Here is an 18215-nt window from a genome sequence, read left to right on the forward strand (position 1 = left end):
GGAAGGAGCACGCTTCGATGTCACCAATCGACCCGTTCCCACATCTGCACACCCGTCCCTCGCACGGCTGGGTGAACGATCCGAACGGCATCGGCCGTTGGGAGGGTCGCTGGCATGTGATGTACCAGTGGAATCCGAACGCACCGGACCACGGCGACATCCACTGGGGCCATATGTCGTCCACCGACCTCCTGTCGTGGCGGGACGAGGGCGTTGCCCTGCGACCGCGACCCGGGACGATCGACGCGGCCGGTGTGTGGAGCGGGGTCGCGGTTCCAGAAGGCGGCGGCGCAGCACTGGTCTATACCGCCGTCTCCGCCGACGCATCGACCGCTCGTGTTGCCGTGGCTCGCCAGGAGAGCGATGGCGACTGGGTACAGCCCGAACGCACGGCCACCGATCATCCGGATCACGGTCGTTGGTTCGACGTCCGCGATCCCTTCGTCGTCCTCGTTGGCGGGCGCCGCCTCGGGATCATGGGCGCCGGCCAGTTCGACATCACCAATGGGCACCATGGGTCCGCCGAGACCAGGGAGCGTACGCGGACCGGTGCGGTGCTGGTCTACGACGCCGACGACCTCGACGACTGGCGCCTGCTCGGGACGCTGCTCACTGCCGCCGAGCTTCCTGCGCACATGGTCGGCTCGGGTACCTTTTGGGAATGCCCGCAGCTCGTCCCCTTCGGCGAACGGTGGCTACTCGTGGTGTCATGGGACGAACCGGTTCCCGCCGACGAGCGGCGTGGTGAGTCGGCGCCGGAACGTCGCCACGGTGTCGCGGCCTACGTCGGCGATCTCGACCTGTCGGGTTCGGTTCCTCGATTCGTTCCGACTGCGGAGACACCGCTCGACCACGGACCCGACTTCTATGCGCCCCAGCTGGTCGTCGATGACGGGCGCATCTTGGCGTGGGGATGGTCGTGGGAGGGACGTGGTACTGGCACGAACCATCGATCGGCCGCCGACATCGCCGCGTCGGGTTGGGCGGGCACGCTGACGTTTCCGCGTGAGGTGATGGCTGGCCCGTCCGGGCTTCCGGTGTGCATGCCGGCCCACGAGCTCGACCGTCTGAGGGGCGGCGGTCTGCAGGTGCAGGAGGTCGATGGTGTATACGAGATGCACACCTCAGAACCTGCCTGGATGCACACGGCGACAGGTGACGTGATGATCGATCTGGTGAACGATACGACGGGAGCGGTCCGTGCGGCATGGCGAGGATCTACGTCCGGCACCGTCGACGTCTTCGCCGACGGCTCGATCGTCGAGATGTTCACTGCGACAGGCTCGACCACGCTCCGGGCGTATCCGGCGGCCGGCGAGCGGTGGCGGGTTCGCTCCACCGGCCCGGCGCAGGCACAGGTCCTTCACCTCCCGGATGAGCCAGACTTGCCGGGTGGGTGACGCGCTCGACTTCCCGGCAGATGAGGGTCTCCGGGTTGTCCTGCGCCAGTTCGGTGTCGAGCCGTCGGAGCTGCTCGGTCACGGCGGCGAGGCCTGGGTCTATGCGCTTGATGACCTTCGAGTGCTGCGGGTGCTCCACGACTCGGGCAACGGCGAGCACGTGCTCGAGCGACAGACGCTCGTCGACGAACTGCGGCAACATCGGCACGTACTCTTCAAGCTGCCGGAGGTGCTCGAATGTGGGTCGATCGGTGAACGTACGTACGCTGTCGAGCGCCGCCTGCCCGGCGTCGCTGTCAGCGACGCGCTGCACCGCGTGGACCGGCCCAGCCGCCGCAGCCTGATCGAGGCGCATCTCGATACCGCAGCGTTGCTGGGCGATCTCCACCTCGACGCCCGTACCTGGTTCGGTGATCTGCTCGGAGGATCTCCCGTTCGTGCGACGACCTGGCGAGGCTTTCTCCACGACAAAGCGGCATGGAGCCTCGGGCGCGCACCGGGCTTCGAACACGTCGATCCAGCTGAACTCGCAGCGGACCTACCAGACACCACGGAGGGATCCTTCGTCCACCTCGATGCCTTCGCCGGCAACATGCTGGCGGTCGGCTCGGTGATCACCTCCGTCATCGACATCGGCGCATCGAGCATCCGCGGCGACCGCCGGCTCGACCCGCTCAGCGCCGTGGTCTATCTCTGTACCCCGGCCATCACGCCGAACGCCGACGAAGACGACCGGCGCGTCGCCCAGGGCTGGCTGGCGAACGCCGGCTTGTCCGAGTTCTACGAGCCGGCCCGACGCTGGATCGCCGCCTTCTGGGCGTGGGCCGTTGACGACCCGACGCTCCATCAGTGGTGTCGGTCGGTGCTGCTCTGACGGGGAGTGCGGTCCAGATACGGCGGTGATTCACCGAACACTCGGTTCGCCCTCCTCCAGAGCGGCATCGCCCGACCTGATAGGTTCCATCTGAGCGACATCGGAGGGAAACGTGTCGGGATACTCGCTCGGGATCGACCTTGGAACGACCGTGACCGCAGCGGCGGTGGCGACACCGGGTGGTGCGGCGGAGATGGTCGGCCTCAGCCATACGCAGACAACCGAGCCGACGGTCGTGTTTCTCGAGGAAGGCGGTGCGGCCCTGATCGGACGGACCGCCGTCCAACAGGGACGTGCGGATCCACTGCGGCTTGCGCGGGAATTCAAACGACGGTTCGGTGACCCGACGCCGCTGCTCCTCGGGGGCAGCCCGGTATCGGCCGAATCGCTGATGGTCACGATGTTCGAGCGGGTACAGGCGATCGTTGCCGAGCGTTCTGGCGGCGCGCCCGAACATGTCGTGGCCACCTACCCAGCGAATTGGGGGCAGTACCGGCTCTCGCTGTTCGAGGACGCACTCCGCCCGGTGGCGGCAGGGGAACTCTCTGTTCTCCCCGAGCCCGTTGCGGCGGCGGTCCACTACGCCGCGCAGGAACGAGTCGAGGACGGCACTCGTCTGGCGGTATACGACCTGGGAGGTGGCACCTTCGATACGGCGGTGCTCGAGAAATCCGGGGGCAGTTGGGTCCAGCTCGGTGAGGCTGCGGGGATCGAACGGCTTGGTGGGGTCGACTTCGATGAGGCGCTCTACCAGATGACAGTGGACCGACTTGGCATCGATGTTGCGAGTCTCGATCAAGACGATCCGGTGGTCCTGGCCGCGCTTGCTCGCCTTCGCACCGATGTGGTCGAGGCCAAGGAACAGCTCAGCGAGGCGACTTCCGCCACGGTCTCGTCGCTCATTCCCGGCTATGCCTCCGAGGTGCGGCTGAATCGCTCGGAGTTCGAAGCCGCGATCCGTCCGGCGATCGACCGATCGGTCGATGCGCTGGCCGCCACCATCGAACGAGTCGGTGCGACCGGTATCGATCGGGTGCTCCTCGTCGGTGCGAGCTCTCGGATTCCCCTCGTTGCTGCCGCCGTCGGTGGACGAACGGGACTACCGATCGCCGTCGATACCCACCCGAAGCACGCGGTTGCACTCGGTGCTGCGATCAGTCCGTATCTCGCCGAGGCCAGCGAGCCTCCCGATCCGTCGGCCGGCGCTGAGGCGTCCGACCCGACGTCGGACCCGACCCAGCTGCCACTTCCGCCCGTCCTCCCTCCACCGGCGCCCCCCGTCCAGCCGGCCCCTCCCTCGGACTCGGACCCCGCCGAGGTGATGAATGCCGCAGACATTGCGACTCCCACACCGCCGTCCCCCGAACCGATCGCCGGGCAGTCGATGCCTCCTGGCGGGGACCCGCCGTTCAGCAATGCCAGTGCATTTGGTCCGCCACCCGGCGGTACACCGCCCGCTCCGGGCGAGAGCGGCGCTCCACACGGTTCCCGTACCGCCTTCCTCGCCGTCATCGGTGTGCTCGCCGTTGCGGCCATCGCCGGGGGAGTGTTTGCTGCGGTGAAGCTCGGGGGCAGTGAGGGCGAGGTGGCAGCATCGGGGAGCGAACTCTTCCTCGAACCGGCGTCGACGTCCGGAAACGATCCGTTCTTCGATGACCTCGCGGCGCTCGTCGAGGGCGAGCCGCCAGCACTCGTGCCCGCATCGATCGATGTTGCCGATCTCGAGCCGGTGACGGCCGTGCCCACGGTCGTCGGACGAGCGCCGGGTCTGTACGGTGGATCGGGCGACGCGACCACCTGCGACGTCGAGGCTCTGGTGGCGTTCCTCGAGACGACGCCCGACAAGGCGGCGGCGTGGGCCGAGGTCCATGGCATCACGCCGTCGGAGATTCGATCGTTCGTCGATGGTTTGACGGCCGTGCAGCTGTTGGCCGACACCCGGGTCACCAATCACGGCTACCGAGATGGCGCGCCGACCACGCTCCAGTCGGTACTCCAGGCAGGTACTGCGGTGCTGGTCGATGACACCGGGGTGCCCCGGGTGAAGTGCAACTGTGGCAACCCGTTGCTGGAACCGATGGTCGTGTCGTCCGTTGCCTATCAAGGCACGGTCTGGGAGGGCTTCGACGCCGGACAGGTGATGGCGGTTGCCGACCGCGGCCCGACGACCGAGTTCGTGCTGCGCAACGTGTCGACCGGCGAAGCAGTCGAGCGCCCGATCGGCACGGTCGGCGAGGCCGATGTCGAACTCGGGGTCCCCGCACCTGACCCCCTTGCAGAGGTCGGGATCACCGCCGACGCGGCGTCGCCGGCGACGACCACGACGGCGCCGACCACAACCACCACGGAACCGACAACCACCACGGAGCCGCTCCTTCCTGTCGACGTCACCGGTCAGGGAAGCGTCAGCGCCAACTCGTCGTTCGACGGGTTCCCAGCCTCGCTTGCGGTGGACGGGAATGCGGCGACCTCCTGGTTCTCGGTTGGACCGAGTGCCGGTGACGCCGTCTACACCTGGTCTGGCCCGACCGTACTGATCGATGAGATTGTCGTGACCGGCAACGGCGGACACCAGGTACCGGAGTTCCGCACCGGATTCGGCTTCGGCAGCATGACGGTCGAAGTACTCCTGTCGGGTCAGGTGGTCTTCTCGCAGAGCGTGGACCTCCCCGGTACGCCGGACACGCCGGGTTCGTTCGATGTCGGAGGCGTGGAGGGCGACACCGTCCGGCTGGTGTTCGGCGGTCACGAGGCACTCGACTGTGGCGGCTTCGCCGAACTCCAGGTCATCGCGCTGGAGTGAGTCATCCTCGGCTCGGGTGATCGAGACTCGTTCGACGGAGGACGCTACGCCGTGGCGGAGTCGGCCAGGATGGCCTCGATCTGTCCGAGCGCCATCACCATGCCCTCTTCCTGGCCCATCTCGATGAGCTGGTTCATGGCCTCGAGCGAGGTGAAGTACGAGATGATGGCCATCACGGTCTTGTCGTCCCGCTCGTCCAACGTGACGACCATTCGTCCTGCCGGCATCTCCTCGTTGCGCTGACCCGACTCGTCGCCGAAGCCGTCCATCACCTCGAGCCGTCGAGGAGGGTCGACGGCGATGATCTCCCACCAGCCGTAGTACTTGTCGCCCTCGGGGCTCGTCATGTAGTACCTCGCCTCGGCGCCCGGCGTGAGGTCATGGTCGACGAACGTTGCCGGATACGTGGGCGGACCCCACCAACGCTCGAGTTGACGCGGATCGGCCCACAGCTGCCAGGCCCGTTCGAGGTTGGCGTCGAGTTCGACGGTGATCGTCATCGTGAGCTGCTCGGGGTCCTTGTGCACATTGGTCACGGTCATCGTGTGTCTCCATTCGGGTCATTGGCGAGGAGTTCGCCCATCCGTTCGACGCGGCCTCGCCACACCGTTTCCAGGTCGTCGAGCAACTGATTGGCCCGACGGATGGTCTCGACGTCGCCGCGAACGATCTTCTCGCGACCCATGCGGTGCTTGGTCACGAGCCCGGCCTCTTCCAGCACAGCCACGTGCTTCTGAACGGCGGCGAAACTCATGGGGTAGTGGCGGGCGAGGGCGGAGACCGAATGCTCCCCCTGCAACGTCCGCACGACGATGTCTCGGCGCGTGCTGTCGGCGAGGGCGTGGAACACCCGATTTGCTCGCTCATCCGTCAGCAAACCTACAACCATATGGTTGTAGATAAGCACGAACCCTTGCCGAGCGCAAGGTGTCGCGGCCATGAACCCCGCATCACGCACCACAGGACCGAGATCCTGCGGAGACTCCGCGGTGGCTCTCAGGGAACTCTCGGACTGCCGGGTCATCGTGGCGATGTCCACCCCATCACTGGAGCCTCACATGTCCACCCCGGTCCTCTTCGCCCTCGATCTCGCCGCCGTCATCATCTTGACGTTCGCCCTCTACTTCCCCAGGCATCACCGCAAGGACCTCCTCGTCGCCTTCCTCGGCGTCAACGTGGGTGTGCTCGCCGTGGCCAACGCCCTGGCGTCCACCCAAGTGTCGGCCGGGCTCGGCCTGGGCCTGTTCGGTGTGCTGTCGATCATTCGCCTGCGGTCGTCCGAACTCGTGCAGCACGAGGTCGCCTACTACTTCGCGGCGCTCTCGCTCGGCTTGCTCGGTGGCATCCCGGTCTCGCCCGAGTGGCTCACGCCTGCGCTCATGGCCACGATCCTCGCCGTCGTGTTCGCAGCCGATCATCCCCGACTGTTCCCCGGCTACCGGTTGCACCACATGACGCTCGACCGGGCCTACACGAACGAGCCAGAACTGGTCGCCCACCTCGAGGGGCTCCTCGGTGCCACCGTCCAGCAGGTCACGATTCGCAAGGTTGATCTGGTCCACGACACCACCTCGTTGGAGGTGCGGTACCGGGTGCTCGACCAGTCGATCCCCGATGGCAGCCACGAGTCCCTGCTCGACGGCACCTCCCGGGTGGGCGTGCGATGATCACGGTGACCCTCGACGAACTCAACGCATCGGCGGCGCTGCAGACGAGAGTCGACCGCAAGTACGTGCTTCGGGGTGACGACCTCGACCGTTTGTGGGCCGATCTGCCAGCGGTCCGAGTCCTCGACATCGACGGACAGCGTCGGTTTGGCTACGAATCGACCTACTTCGACACCGCCGGACTCGACTGCTACCTCGCCGCCGCCCGTAGCCGGCCGAACCGGTTCAAGGTGCGCACCCGCACCTATCTCGACTCGGGCACCCACGTGTTGGAACTGAAGACCCGGGACCGCAGTCGCTCCACGGTCAAGACCAGAACGGTCGTCACCGATCACCTCGTCGACCTCGACGCCGATGCCGTCGCATTCATCGCCGCCAACCTGAGCGAGCGACTGCCGACCAGAGCTTGGTCGACCGAACTGCCGAAACAACTGGTGCCAAGCCTTCGCACTGCCTACCAACGGACGACGCTGCTACTCGACCCGATCGAACACGGCGCCGAGTTGGCGAGCAGGGCCACCATCGACACTTCGCTCACGGTCAGCACGCCTGATGGGCGATCGCAGGTCTGGCCGGATGTGGTGATCGTCGAGACGAAGTCGCCAGGGTCACCGACGCGGCTCGATCGACTCCTGTGGGCCGCTGGCCACCGCCCGCAGACCATCTCGAAATACGGCATCGGCCTGGCCGCACTCCAACCTGCGCTTCCCGCTCACAAGTGGCGACCCGTCCTCCGTCGACACCTCGGTGTCGGCACGAACCATTCCCCTCGATCCACTCGGATCGCAACCAAGATCGGAGACCCGACATCATGAAACGCCAACCCATCAACCCTCTTTGGGCGCTCTCTGCCGCCACCGCGCTCGTGCTCGGCGGCTGCGGTGCAAGCGAGCTGGATACGGCGAACGGATCCCTCCAGTCCTCGTCGGCCGAAACGGCCGGTGTCGCCTCAGCCACGAGCGACAGCGAAGCCTCGGGCACTGACGCCACGGCCGACAGCTCCGAGAGCGAGGCCGAAGACATCGACTGGACAGCGCTGCCCGAACAGACGACGACGCTCGGCAGTGGCGTGCTGACCATCACCGAGGGCGGGACCTACACCCTGACCGGCGGCAGCACCGCCCAAGTGATCGTCAGCACCGAGGACGACGTGCGACTCGTCCTCGATGGTGTCCACATCATCTCCGCAGAGGGTGCGGCCATCGTCGTCGAGCAAGCCGACAACGTGGAGATCGTGCTGGCCGACGGCAGCGAGAACGTCCTCGAGGACGCTGCCGATCGCAGCGATCCCGAGATCGACGGCACCATCTACTCCACCGCCGATCTGACGTTCTCAGGATCCGGGACGCTCGAAGTGACGGCGAACTACGAGGATGGAATCGTCACCAAGGACGATCTCGTCATCTCCGCGGGAGTCATCACCGTGAACGCCGCCGACGAGGGCATCCGCGGCCGTGACTCCATCACGGTGACCGGCGGCGAGATCTCGATCAGCGCAGGAGGCGACGGGCTCAAGACCACCAACGCCGAGAGCCTCGACAAGGGCATCATCCACATCACCGGCGGGACCATCACGCTCGATGTGGGCGACGACGCCATCAAGGCGGCAACGACGATCACGATCGACGATGGCACCATCGACATCCTGGACAGTCTCGAAGGGATCGAGGCGATCAACATCACGATCAACGGTGGTGACATCACCGTCTACGCCGCCGACGACGGCATCAATGCCGCTGCTGGTGACATCGCCGGTGAGGTCTACATCGCCGTCAACGGCGGAACGATCGACGTCACGGTCGGCAGCGGCGACACCGACGCCTTCGATGCCAACGGTGCGATCGTGATCACGGGTGGCGACATCACCGTCACCGCACCCACCTCGTCGTTCGACTACGACACGACCGCCGAGATGACGGGCGGGACCATCGTCGTGAACGGACAACAGATGACCTCGATCCCGGAGAGCCGAATGGGTGGTCGAGGCGGTGGCGGGACCAGGCCTGGCGGCTGATGTCGCTGCGTCGCTCGGTGCACGACTCGCCGAGCGACGCGACAATGTTCCGGTGGATCCGATCGGACCAAAGCTCGCCGAGGGGCGAGACAGCGAGATCTTCGAGCACGGTCCTGATCGTGTGCTGCGTGTGGCCCGCGACGGTCGTTCGCTCGCGCAAGAAGCCGAGACGATGAGCTATGCGCGTGATCACGGGTACCCCTGCCCGGCGGTCCACGACGCCGGCGATGGCTACCTCGTGATGGACCGACTCGTCGGCCCCACCATGATGGAGGCGGCCGGCCGACCGCCGTTCCCGCTCCGCAAGGTGGGCCGCATGCTCGGCGATCTTCACCAACAGCTGCACCGCATTGCTGCGCCGCCCTGGCTCGATGTCGCTCCGCTCGAGGGTGACCGCCTGCTCCATCGTGATCTGCACCCGATGAATGTCATCCTCACGACCGATGGTGCGGTGGTGATCGACTGGTCCAACGCCTCCGCCGGTGACCCGGCCTTCGACGTTGCCGACACGTGGGCGTTGTTCGCCTGCGCGTCGGCCCCGGCGAAGGGACTCGATCGGATCCTGATTCCGCTCGGCCGCCGTGTCATGTTGCGATCGTTCCTCGGGCAGGTCGATCGTGCGGCAGCTCGTCGAGCGATCCCGGCGGCTGTGGCCCATCGACTGACCGACCGCAACATGTCGGACAACGAACGCGAACGCCTTCGACGGTTCGGGACCTGGGCGACCGCCGGCCGATGAGGGTGATCGACGTGGGGGACTCGGGCGCAGATAGCGTGCGGAGGATGGAGCTCGATCCGTACCGGGCGGTCCGCGAACTGTTGGGTGATCCATCGCTGCCGCGCTCGCTGCGGCGCCTGCTCGACGAGCTCGACGACGACGGGATCCGTCTGCCGCTGGACGCCGAGGCGCTCCGGCTGGTGCTGGAGGAACTCGACGAAGTCCGCCGGCCGCCGGTGCACGAGGGCACCCAGGCGTTCTACGGCGCCTTCATCTGTCCGCAAACCGGCGACATGTCGGTCGCTCCCGATCTGGTCGAGACCATCGATCTCGACTCGTCGATCGAGACCTCGAGACGCTTCGCCGACGGCCGGTCCACCTTTGTCGTTCGCCGTCCGAGGTCGGAGCGCACACAGCTCGCCTGCTTCCGTCGCACCATCCAGTACGAGGCCGACATGGTCGAGGTGCAGCGCCAGACCGGCGCCTACATCGTGCAGCGCACGTTGGCCGGCACGCCCCGACTGTTCACCGACTACGGGGTCGTCGAGTGGAACGGCCGGCAGTGGACGGTGCGCAAGCGGGCGCAGTACCTCCTTGCCACCATCGACGCGCTGGTGGAAGGAGCCAACCGGGAGATTCTCGCGGGGATCCTCGACCTGTGTGTGCACTGGTTGTCGCCCGCTCGGATCGGGGCGACCGTGCTTTATGACTTCGATCCTCGGGAGGACGACGCACCGTCGCTCGACCTCGACGCAGCGATCGACGCGCCGCATCTCTCGGTCACGAGCCGGCACCACTACCCGGCGTTGTTCGCCTCCCTCGCACAAACCGACCTGGCGGCCTTGGTCGGTGCCGACGGCACGATCGACAAGATCGGCGTCGGCTTGCGCTCGTCCATCGAGTCGGAGCGCGCCGTCCCTCAGAAGGGCGGCATGCGGCACCGCTCTGCCGCTCGCTTCACCTGGGATCACCACCACACGATTGCGTTCGTCGTGAGCGAGGACGGTCCGGTCACGGTGTTTCGCGAAGGGCGTCGAGTGCGGATCAGCGCCAAGGCGGCGGATGTCGATCTGGAGCAGGCCGAGGTCGAAGTGCCGACACCGGAACCGGCGCCACAGGGTTGTTGTGGCCAACCGACCACCATCGATGACGTGATTGAGACCGAACTCAGCGCTTGAGAACTCGTCGAACGCCCGGGGCTGCCGGGCCTCCGAACCAGGTGGCGAGCGCAGTGTGCAGCCCATCGTCGGAACCGCTGCCCACCCATGCGACATGACCATCGGGCCGTACGAGTAGTGCCGTTGGTGGTGCCACGCTGCCGACGACGGGAAGCTCCCACGGCCCATCGAAGCGCGCCCGGACGTGACGGACCTGGCGCCATTCGGTGATGTCGAGCGCGCTCGCTGGGTCGAAGTCGACCAGGAGGGGGCGAGCGTCGCTGAGAAGTTCGAACACTCGAACCGACCCGTCGGCGGTCGCCAGGTCGACGTCGGGCACACGTCGACCGACCATCGGATGGTCCCCCTCGTGTGCGTACCTGATGTCCAGCCCGCTGATCGAAGCCGCAAGAAGGGTGCGCGCCTGATCGAGGCCGAGGAGGTCGGCAACGACGGACTTCAGCGCCACGGTCCGCTCGTCGTTGGACTGCAGCGCTCGCTGGGCCATGGTGTTGGCCATGACGCTGGCGGCGACCAGGTGCCGTTCGTCGTGATAGGTGTCGAGCAGAGATGCCGGCGATTCCCCGCGAATGACCTGAGCGAGCTTCCACCCGAGATTGACCGAGTCCTGCACACCGAGATTGAGTCCCTGCCCCCCGAACGGAGCGTGCACGTGCGCAGCATCGCCGGCAAGCAGGACGCGCCCGGCCCGGTAGTCGACCGCCTGACGAGTTGCATCGGTGAAGCGTGCGACGAATTGGGGGTTGCGGGCGCCGTAATCGGTTCCGTCGACTCGATACAGGGCAGCGCGAACGTCGTCGATCGTCGCTGGTTCGTGGCCTCGATCGAGGTCGGCCTCGGCGAGCGTCACGCCGATACGGCCGGACGATGCCGGTCCGATCCCTCCGCCGCCACGAAGGCCGAACGGAGGCAGCTCGTCCACCTCGACCTCGCTGTGGATCCAGCACACGGTCGGGTCCCAGCCGGCGAACTCGATCCCGGCCGTCGTGCGAACCATGCTCCGGCTCCCGTCGCAGCCGACCAGGTATTCGGTCTCGAGCACCATGCCGTCGTCGAGTGAGACGAACACACCTTCATCGGTCGGTTCGAACGCAACAACCTGTCGACTGCGCATCACCGGCACACCCAGTTCGTCGATCCAGTCGGCCATGGTGCGTTCGAACTCGCTCTGCATCAGTGCGAGGCCATAGGGGTGGCGGGTCGGGAAGTCGCTGATGTCGAGCGGGATTCCAGCGAACGCCTGGACTTGCATTGGTTGGCCTGCCGCCAGGAATCGGTCGGCGACGCCGCGCTGGTCGAGGACCTCGATCGTTCGAGCGTGCAGTCCGCGGCTGCGCGGGCTCTCGAGTCCCTGGTTGGCACGGCGTTCGACCACCACGACCTCGACGCCGGCCAGCGTGAGCTCCGCTGCAAGCATCATCCCGGCCGGTCCGGCTCCGACGATCACGACCTCGTATTCGGGCATGCGGGCTGCCTCTCATGTGCGGTCCGAACGGTAGGTATGCGCTCAGCTGAGCGTTGGTGTCGGAGCGATCTCGGGCGGGATGGTGGCGCTGATGCGATGCGCGATCCTTCGGAGTTCGTCGACCTGACGGCTCGTGAGGGGAGTGAAGACATGGTGTCGCACGGCCGCCACGTGTCCTGGCGCCGTGGCCTCCACCTTCGTCCGTCCTTCGTCGGTGAGTGCAGCGAGCGTCACCCTGCCGTTGGTCGGGTGGGGGGATCGTCGCACCCAACCTGCTGCTTCGAGCCGTTTGACGCAATGAGAGAGCCGCGAGAGCGAACCCTCGGCGAGGAAGGCCAGTTCGCTCATGGCCATCTCGGCCCCTTCGGCCTCGGAGAGGGTGGCGAGGACGGTGTACTCGAAGTGCGTGATGCCGGCGTCCCGGCGCAGCTGGGTGTCGAGTGCTGCCGGCAGCCTGACGAGCATCGACATCAGCTCGAGCCAGGTTGCCATCTCGGTGTCGCTGAGCCACCGGCTGTCGGTCTCGGGTGCTGTCACGTCGTGAGGCTACTGCATGTCGGAATAACTTGACGGCTCAACTGTTTGATCCGATAACTTGAATGATCAACTGTTGAAGGAGCCGAACGATGGACCCGATGGCAAAGCGACTTCCCACCTACTACATCTCTCACGGCGGCGGCCCCTGGCCGTGGATGATGGACCAGATGCCGTTCGACATGTCGAAGCTCCAGGCATCGCTGCAGGCGATCCCGTCCGAGATCGGTGTCACGCCGAAGGCGGTGCTGGTGGTCTCGGCGCACTGGGAAACACCGACCTTCACCGTCCAGACCAACCCCCGACCCCCCATGGTCTACGACTACGGCGGCTTCCCCGACTTCACGTATCGGATCCAGTACCCCGCCCCGGGCTCGCCCGACCTCGCACACCGTGTCACCGAACTGCTGGCGTCGGCCGGCATCCCACATGCCGAGGATGCCCGGCGCGGCTTCGACCACGGCATGTTCGCCCCGATGTACGTGATGTACCCCGAGGCGGACGTCCCGATGGTGCAACTCTCGATCCTTCACGGCTACGACCCCGATGCCCATTTGGCCGCCGGACGGGCCCTTGCCCCGCTTCGCGACGAAGGTGTGCTGATCGTCGGCAGCGGTCTGAGCTATCACAATCTTCGGCTCTGGGGTCCGGCAGCGGAGAAGCCCTCACGGGAGTTCGATGGGTGGCTGGCAACGACGCTCCTCGAGTCCGCGCCGGCCGAACGGCTTCGGCGCCTCCAGCAATGGGAGCAGGCGCCGAGCGCTCGCATCGCTCATCCCGCGGAGGATCACCTCATTCCTCTGATGGTTGCCGTCGGCGCCGCCGAGGACGAGCCCGGGGTCCGTGGGTACTACGAGCAGGACATGGCGGGCTACATCACCGCCTCCAGCTACCGGTTCGGCGCCGACAACTGAGCGACCGACCGCCGCTGCTGTTGTCTGCTCGTGGTCAGTCCGCTTGGTCGGGTGACAGGAACGGCCGCTCGCCGCGTGTGGTGACTCGCCAACCGGAACGGGTCTCGGGGAAGTAGTCCCAGCTGGCGTGGTGCTGGACCGTTCGGTTGTCCCACATCGTCATCGTGCGGGGTTCCCACCGGACCCGGCATTGGAAGTTCACCCCGTCGGCGACGTGACGGAACAGCATCTGGAGGAGCGCGTCGCTTTCGGCTCGCTTGAGTCCCTTGATGCGCTCGGTGAAGCTGCTGTTCACGTACAGCGCACGCCGACCGGTGACCGGATGGGTTCGCACGACAGGGTGGACGTTCACCGGAAACTCCTTGTCGGAGGTGTTCTGGTAGGAGCCACGCCACGGCAGGTCACCGGCGTGGACGGCTTCGAGGCCAAGAAGGAACGCCTGCATCGTCGTCGAGAGTGACTCGAACGCCTGGACCATCGAGGCGAACGCGGTGTCGCCACCGGCGCTCGGGGTGATCTCCATCCGCAGCATCGAGACGCCGGGCGGCTCGGCATCACACGAGACGTCGCTGTGCCAACCCTCGCCGGCCGTGAACCGTGACGACGCATCGGTGTGGATGCGCAGCGCCTCAGGGCGAGCGCCATCGGCGTAGGCGGGGTGGACGTGGAGTGGGCCGAGACGGCGTCCGAACTCGATCTGTTCGTCGAGCGTCATCGTCTGGTCGCGAACCACGACGACGCCTCGCTCGCCGACGAGGCGGATCAGATCGGCAATCCCGTCATCGTCGAGCGTGAGCAGGTCGATGCCGTGTAGTTCGGTGCCAACGTGCTGGTTGAGGTCGAGTCGCTCGGTCGGTGTGAGTAGTGCCATCGGTCCCCCCGGTGGATCTCGTGGTGTGGTGTGGCACTGGACAGTGCCGCTGATGGCACTCTAGAGTGCCATCATGATCTTGTCGAGCGACGAACGGTCCGACATCGACGAGTTGCTCGACCATCCCGGTCTGGCGGCTCGGCTGCGCACCCTGCGTGCCGCCCGTCGTCTCATTGCCGAGCGTGGCCTTGGCGTGTCGATGTCCGAACTCGCCGAGTCCGCAGGCGTTGGGCGTCGCACCCTGTTCCGCCACTTCGACGGTCGTGACGAGCTGGTCGCCGAAGCGCTCGACTCGGCCCTCGGCTGGTACGAGAACGTGCTGCAGCTCGAGACCGAAGCCGATGCACCGCCGGACGTGTGGCTGGAGCGAATGGTCGGTCACCTGCTCGACGTGCACCACCGATCGGGGCGCGGGCTCTGGCAGCTGACGATTGCTGCTGACGCAGAGCTGCCCCCGGCGTTGGCTGCGGTGAATCGACGTCGGCGGGAGTTCCGGCGAACGATGACCAACTCGATCGCAACCACGGCTTGGTCGCGGTTCGGTGGTTCGGGTCCGGTGCCCGCCGCGGTGGTCGACGCGGTCGGCCTCACCATCTCGTCGTTCGCAACGCACTCGCTGATCGATGACCTCGGACGTGATCTCGACGCCGTCGTCGCCTCGACCACCGCCGTGCTCGGTGCCGTGCTCCGAGCCCAAGCCTCCGACACTGGTCGACAGGGGGAGAAATGACCGAGCAGGCAATCGTCATCTCCGCTCACGGCGGACCCGAGGAACTCCGTCTGGAGGATGTCGAGGTCGGCGATCCAGCAGCGGGAGAGGTGCGGGTCAGGCACCACGCCATTGGGATCAACTTCGCCGACACCTACTTCCGAACCGGTTTGTATCCCACGAGCCTGCCGACCGGCATCGGTGTCGAGGCGGCCGGCGTGGTCGAGGCCGTCGGGTCTGGCGTCGAGTTCGTCGTCGGCGATCGAGTCACGTACACGGGGAGCCCCCTCGGTGCGTACAGCACGGCCCGAGTCATGCCGGCCGACTCCCTCGTTCGAATTCCGGATGGGGTCGGGTTCGACGCAACGGCCTCGCTCACGATGCGCGGGCTGACCGCCGGCTACCTGTTGCGGCGGATCTGGCCCCTCCAGGAGGGCGACACGGTGCTCTTCCATGCGGCCGCCGGTGGTGTGGGTCTGGTGTTCTGTCAGTGGGCTCGGCTCCTCGGCGTCCGAGTGATCGGGACCGCCTCCACCGAGCAAAAGGCCGACATCGCCCGGCAACACGGGTGCAGCGAGGTGATCATCGGTGAGGCCGACGTCGTTGGCCGAGTTCGCGAACTGACCGAGGGTCGCGGTGTGAAGGTCGCTTACGACGGGGTCGGCCGTGACACCTTCGATACCTCGATCCGGTGCCTGGCTCGTCGGGGGCTCATGGTGTGTCTGGGCACGGCCTCGGGGCCGGTCCGCCCGGTCGACACTCCCGAACTCGTTCGTCGGGGCTCGCTGTTCCTCACTCGTCCCGCGCTGGCCGACTATCTCGCCGACCCGATCGAACGCGATCAGCTGGTATCCGAGCTCTTCGGTCATGTTGCCGAGGGCCGGATTCTGGCGACGGTCAACCATCGCTACGCGCTCGCCGACGCACCGGCCGCCCATCGGGCACTCGAGTCACGGTCGACCACTGGCTCATCGATCTTCGATCTCACCATCTGATTCCCGTTCGGCCCACCCATACAGGAGGCTCCGCCATGCCGACAACAGCTCGAAAACGGGTGCTCACCGTCGAACCGATCGCCCCCGCGATGGGGGTCGAAGTGGCCGGGGTCGACCTCGTCGAGGTCGCCTCCAACGATGATCTCTTTGCCGAGATCCACCAGCTCTGGCTCGAGCACAAGCTGCTGGTGTTCCGAGGCCAAGCGCTGCCGCCGGCCGAGCACGTTCGCCTCGCCGAACGGTTCGGTCCGCTCGAGTCCCACCCCATCCAGCCGTCGCACGCCGACTACCCCGCGCTGCTGCTCATCCACCGTCAGGAGGAGCGCACGACCTACGAGAACGTCTGGCACGCCGATGCGACCTTCCGAGCTCGTCCGCCAATCGGTGCCGTCCTGAAGTGTGAGGACTGTCCTCCGGTCGGTGGTGACACCATGTGGGCCAACATGGCGATGGCCTACGACAGGCTTCCCGAACGGATCAAGGAGCGCATCGGTTCGCTCCGGGCCAAGCATTCGATCGAGCACTCCTTCGGCGGCACCATGACGCCAGAGCGACGGGCGGTGTTGGCCGCCGAGTTCCCACCGGCAGAGCACGACGTCGTGCTCCAGCATCCCGACACCGGGGATCCGGTGCTGTACGTGAACCAGGGGTTCACCACGCACTTCGTCAACTTCCAACGCTTCGATCGGGTGCGGAACGGGCTCGACTTCACGGTCGAGGCCAACCACCTCATGAACTATCTGCTCACCCAGGCAACGATCCCCGAGTACCAGGTCAGGGTCCGCTGGCGCCCAGGGACGGTTGCCATCTGGGACAACCGCAGCACCCAGCACTACGCGATCCACGACTATTGGCCGCAGCCCCGGGCCATGAGTCGGGCCACGATCACCGCGGGGAACTCGGACTGATCCGCAATCCGTCGCCGGCGTCGACCTCGGTGGGGTCGTCAGTCCGCTCGTCGGTAGTGCATGGCGACCGCGCCGCAACGAAGTGGCTGTGCCGACACCAGTTCGAGGCGTCGGGTGCTCGGGAGTCCACGTTCGTAGAGGGTCGGGCCGTGCCCTGTGAGTCGGGGCTGCACGAGGAAGCGGTACTCGTCGATCACGCCGAGCCGCTCGAGTTCGGTGGCGAGCATCCCGCTGCCGAGGAGGACGCCTGCCGGTGTCGCGTCCTTGAGAGCCTGCACGCTGGCTCGCAAGTCACCGGTGAGGTGATGGCTGTTGGCCCACGGATAGTCGCTGCGGGTCGAGGACACCACGTACTTCGGATGGTTCTCCAGCTGGAGTGCCCACGCACGAATCGCAGGCGGCGCGTCCTCTTCACCCCGGGCGACGGCAGGCCAGTAGCTCTCCATCATCTCGTACGTGACACGACCCCACAGCATTGCCCCGCTCTCCTCCAGCAGCTGCGTGAAGAACGCGTGAGTCTCGTCGTCGGCGACTCCCTCCTGGTGATCGATACAGCCATCGAGGGTGACGTTGATGCTGAAGGTCAGGAGTCCCATCGCTGGATCGTAGGCTCGGTCGACGTTGTGAAGGCCAGTTCGAACGACGGCCACCCGGCGACTCAGCCGGTGGCCAGCTCGACCAGCACCGCACGAAAGGTGCGACAACGCCGCTCGCCGACCTTGGCGGCGAGCTCAGCTTCCAGTGCCGCAAGCTCTTGCCTGATGACACCGAGCGTGCGACTCGGCCAAACTTGAACGATGGTCACTCGAGTGGTCAACTTGCACGAGGCCATGGCACGACTCTCGGAGTTGATCCGTGAAGCCGAGAACGGGGTCGAGGTCATCGTCACTCGCGATGAATATCCCGTTGCCAAGATCGTTCCGTGGCAGCCCGACCGTCCCGTTCGTTCGCCGGGGGCATGGGCGGGTCGAGTACGCGGCAGCGAGAAACCCTTGGCGTCCGACGGCGACGTGGTGGCCTTGTTCGGCGAGTCCGCGAATGACCCGGCACCATGAGGATTCTTGTCGATGGTCATGTGGCGCTGCGGCGGCTCGAAGACAGCCACACTCGCGGGCCTTGTAGTTGGAGCTGATCGAGCAAGCCGACGAGGCGTTCTCCAGAAGGC

General features: G+C 66.4%; 19 protein-coding genes. 13 read left to right on the top strand and 6 right to left on the bottom strand.

Translation table 11 applies throughout. The features are described 5' to 3' along the window. The first annotated feature begins 17 nt into the window (after positions 1–17). The 3 genes from R2733_10120 to R2733_10130 all read left to right on the top strand — a co-directional run bounded on the left by R2733_10120 (position 18) and on the right by R2733_10130 (position 5077). Positions 18–1400, top strand: coding sequence for a glycoside hydrolase family 32 protein (locus R2733_10120; GenBank protein ID MEZ5376854.1), 1383 nt, complete (start codon positions 18–20; stop codon positions 1398–1400). After that, positions 1393–2274: a hypothetical protein gene (locus R2733_10125; protein ID MEZ5376855.1), complete on the top strand. Its 882-nt coding sequence runs from the start codon at positions 1393–1395 to the stop codon at positions 2272–2274. The genes R2733_10120 and R2733_10125 overlap by 8 nt, the downstream gene beginning before the upstream one ends. Before the next feature lie 112 nt (positions 2275–2386). Next, positions 2387–5077 carry a DUF6777 domain-containing protein gene (locus tag R2733_10130; GenBank protein MEZ5376856.1) on the top strand — a complete coding sequence of 897 codons (2691 nt, stop codon included), beginning with the start codon at positions 2387–2389 and terminating at the stop codon, positions 5075–5077. Between the two features lie 44 nt (positions 5078–5121). Here the strand turns inward: R2733_10130 and R2733_10135 are convergent, their stop codons facing one another. Together R2733_10135 and R2733_10140 are read right to left on the bottom strand one after the other, a co-directional pair. Further along, positions 5122–5619 carry an SRPBCC domain-containing protein gene (locus R2733_10135; protein ID MEZ5376857.1) on the bottom strand — a complete coding sequence of 166 codons (498 nt, stop codon included), beginning with the start codon at positions 5617–5619 and terminating at the stop codon, positions 5122–5124. Continuing rightward, positions 5616–6116 (bottom strand): metalloregulator ArsR/SmtB family transcription factor, encoded by a 501-nt coding sequence (locus tag R2733_10140; GenBank protein ID MEZ5376858.1) that lies wholly within the window; start codon positions 6114–6116, stop codon positions 5616–5618. The genes R2733_10135 and R2733_10140 overlap by 4 nt, the downstream gene beginning before the upstream one ends. Before the next feature lie 19 nt (positions 6117–6135). Between R2733_10140 and R2733_10145 the strand changes: the two genes are divergently transcribed. The 5 genes from R2733_10145 to R2733_10165 are packed head-to-tail and all read left to right on the top strand — an operon-like array spanning position 6136 to position 10654. Then, positions 6136–6744, top strand: a complete 609-nt coding sequence (locus tag R2733_10145; protein ID MEZ5376859.1) for a DUF4956 domain-containing protein — start codon at positions 6136–6138, stop codon at positions 6742–6744. 5 nt (positions 6745–6749) lie between these two features. After that, positions 6750–7559 carry a polyphosphate polymerase domain-containing protein gene (locus R2733_10150; protein MEZ5376860.1) on the top strand — a complete coding sequence of 270 codons (810 nt, stop codon included), beginning with the start codon at positions 6750–6752 and terminating at the stop codon, positions 7557–7559. After that, positions 7556–8758, top strand: coding sequence for a carbohydrate-binding domain-containing protein (locus R2733_10155; GenBank protein MEZ5376861.1), 1203 nt, complete (start codon positions 7556–7558; stop codon positions 8756–8758). Before R2733_10150 ends, R2733_10155 begins: the two co-directional genes overlap by 4 nt. 52 nt (positions 8759–8810) lie before the next feature. Further along, positions 8811–9497, top strand: a complete 687-nt coding sequence (locus R2733_10160) for a phosphotransferase (GenBank protein MEZ5376862.1) — start codon at positions 8811–8813, stop codon at positions 9495–9497. Positions 9498–9541: 44 nt separating this feature from the next. Then, a complete protein-coding gene (locus R2733_10165) occupies positions 9542–10654 on the top strand; it encodes a diadenylate cyclase (GenBank protein ID MEZ5376863.1) in 1113 nt (370 codons plus the stop codon). Here the strand turns inward: R2733_10165 and R2733_10170 are convergent. Next, entirely contained in the window at positions 10644–12119 is a 1476-nt protein-coding gene (locus tag R2733_10170; GenBank protein MEZ5376864.1) for an FAD-dependent monooxygenase, read from the bottom strand. The two genes, R2733_10165 and R2733_10170, sit on opposite strands and share 11 nt — an antisense overlap. A gap of 42 nt (positions 12120–12161) precedes the next feature. Continuing rightward, complete coding sequence (locus tag R2733_10175; protein MEZ5376865.1) at positions 12162–12656, bottom strand: MarR family transcriptional regulator; 495 nt, start codon at positions 12654–12656, stop codon at positions 12162–12164. An 89-nt stretch (positions 12657–12745) separates the two neighbouring features. Between R2733_10175 and R2733_10180 the strand changes: the two genes are divergently transcribed. Further along, complete coding sequence (locus R2733_10180; GenBank protein ID MEZ5376866.1) at positions 12746–13567, top strand: class III extradiol ring-cleavage dioxygenase; 822 nt, start codon at positions 12746–12748, stop codon at positions 13565–13567. 34 nt (positions 13568–13601) lie between these two features. Here R2733_10180 and R2733_10185 read toward each other — a convergent pair whose 3' ends face one another. Beyond that, positions 13602–14438, bottom strand: coding sequence for a TauD/TfdA family dioxygenase (locus tag R2733_10185; GenBank protein ID MEZ5376867.1), 837 nt, complete (start codon positions 14436–14438; stop codon positions 13602–13604). Positions 14439–14511: 73 nt separating this feature from the next. Between R2733_10185 and R2733_10190 the strand changes: the two genes are divergently transcribed. Genes R2733_10190 through R2733_10200 form a run of 3 tightly spaced genes read left to right on the top strand, consistent with a single transcriptional unit; the run spans position 14512 to position 17050 of the window. Further along, positions 14512–15168 carry a helix-turn-helix domain-containing protein gene (locus R2733_10190; GenBank protein ID MEZ5376868.1) on the top strand — a complete coding sequence of 219 codons (657 nt, stop codon included), beginning with the start codon at positions 14512–14514 and terminating at the stop codon, positions 15166–15168. Next, on the top strand, positions 15165–16142 hold the full coding sequence (locus R2733_10195) for a quinone oxidoreductase (GenBank protein MEZ5376869.1): 978 nt from the start codon (positions 15165–15167) through the stop codon (positions 16140–16142). The genes R2733_10190 and R2733_10195 overlap by 4 nt, the downstream gene beginning before the upstream one ends. Positions 16143–16177: 35 nt before the next feature. Beyond that, positions 16178–17050, top strand: a complete 873-nt coding sequence (locus R2733_10200) for a TauD/TfdA family dioxygenase (GenBank protein ID MEZ5376870.1) — start codon at positions 16178–16180, stop codon at positions 17048–17050. Positions 17051–17088: 38 nt separating this feature from the next. Here R2733_10200 and R2733_10205 read toward each other — a convergent pair whose 3' ends face one another. Continuing rightward, positions 17089–17646, bottom strand: a complete 558-nt coding sequence (locus tag R2733_10205; GenBank protein MEZ5376871.1) for a dihydrofolate reductase family protein — start codon at positions 17644–17646, stop codon at positions 17089–17091. Positions 17647–17847: 201 nt separating this feature from the next. On the opposite strand from R2733_10205, the gene R2733_10210 reads away from it, so the two are divergent. Further along, positions 17848–18105: a type II toxin-antitoxin system prevent-host-death family antitoxin gene (locus R2733_10210; GenBank protein MEZ5376872.1), complete on the top strand. Its 258-nt coding sequence runs from the start codon at positions 17848–17850 to the stop codon at positions 18103–18105. The last annotated feature ends 110 nt before the right edge of the window (positions 18106–18215 follow it).

Source organism: Acidimicrobiales bacterium, from assembly GCA_041394265.1.
In the GTDB taxonomy this organism is placed as follows: Bacteria; Actinomycetota; Acidimicrobiia; order Acidimicrobiales; family SZUA-35; genus JBBQUN01.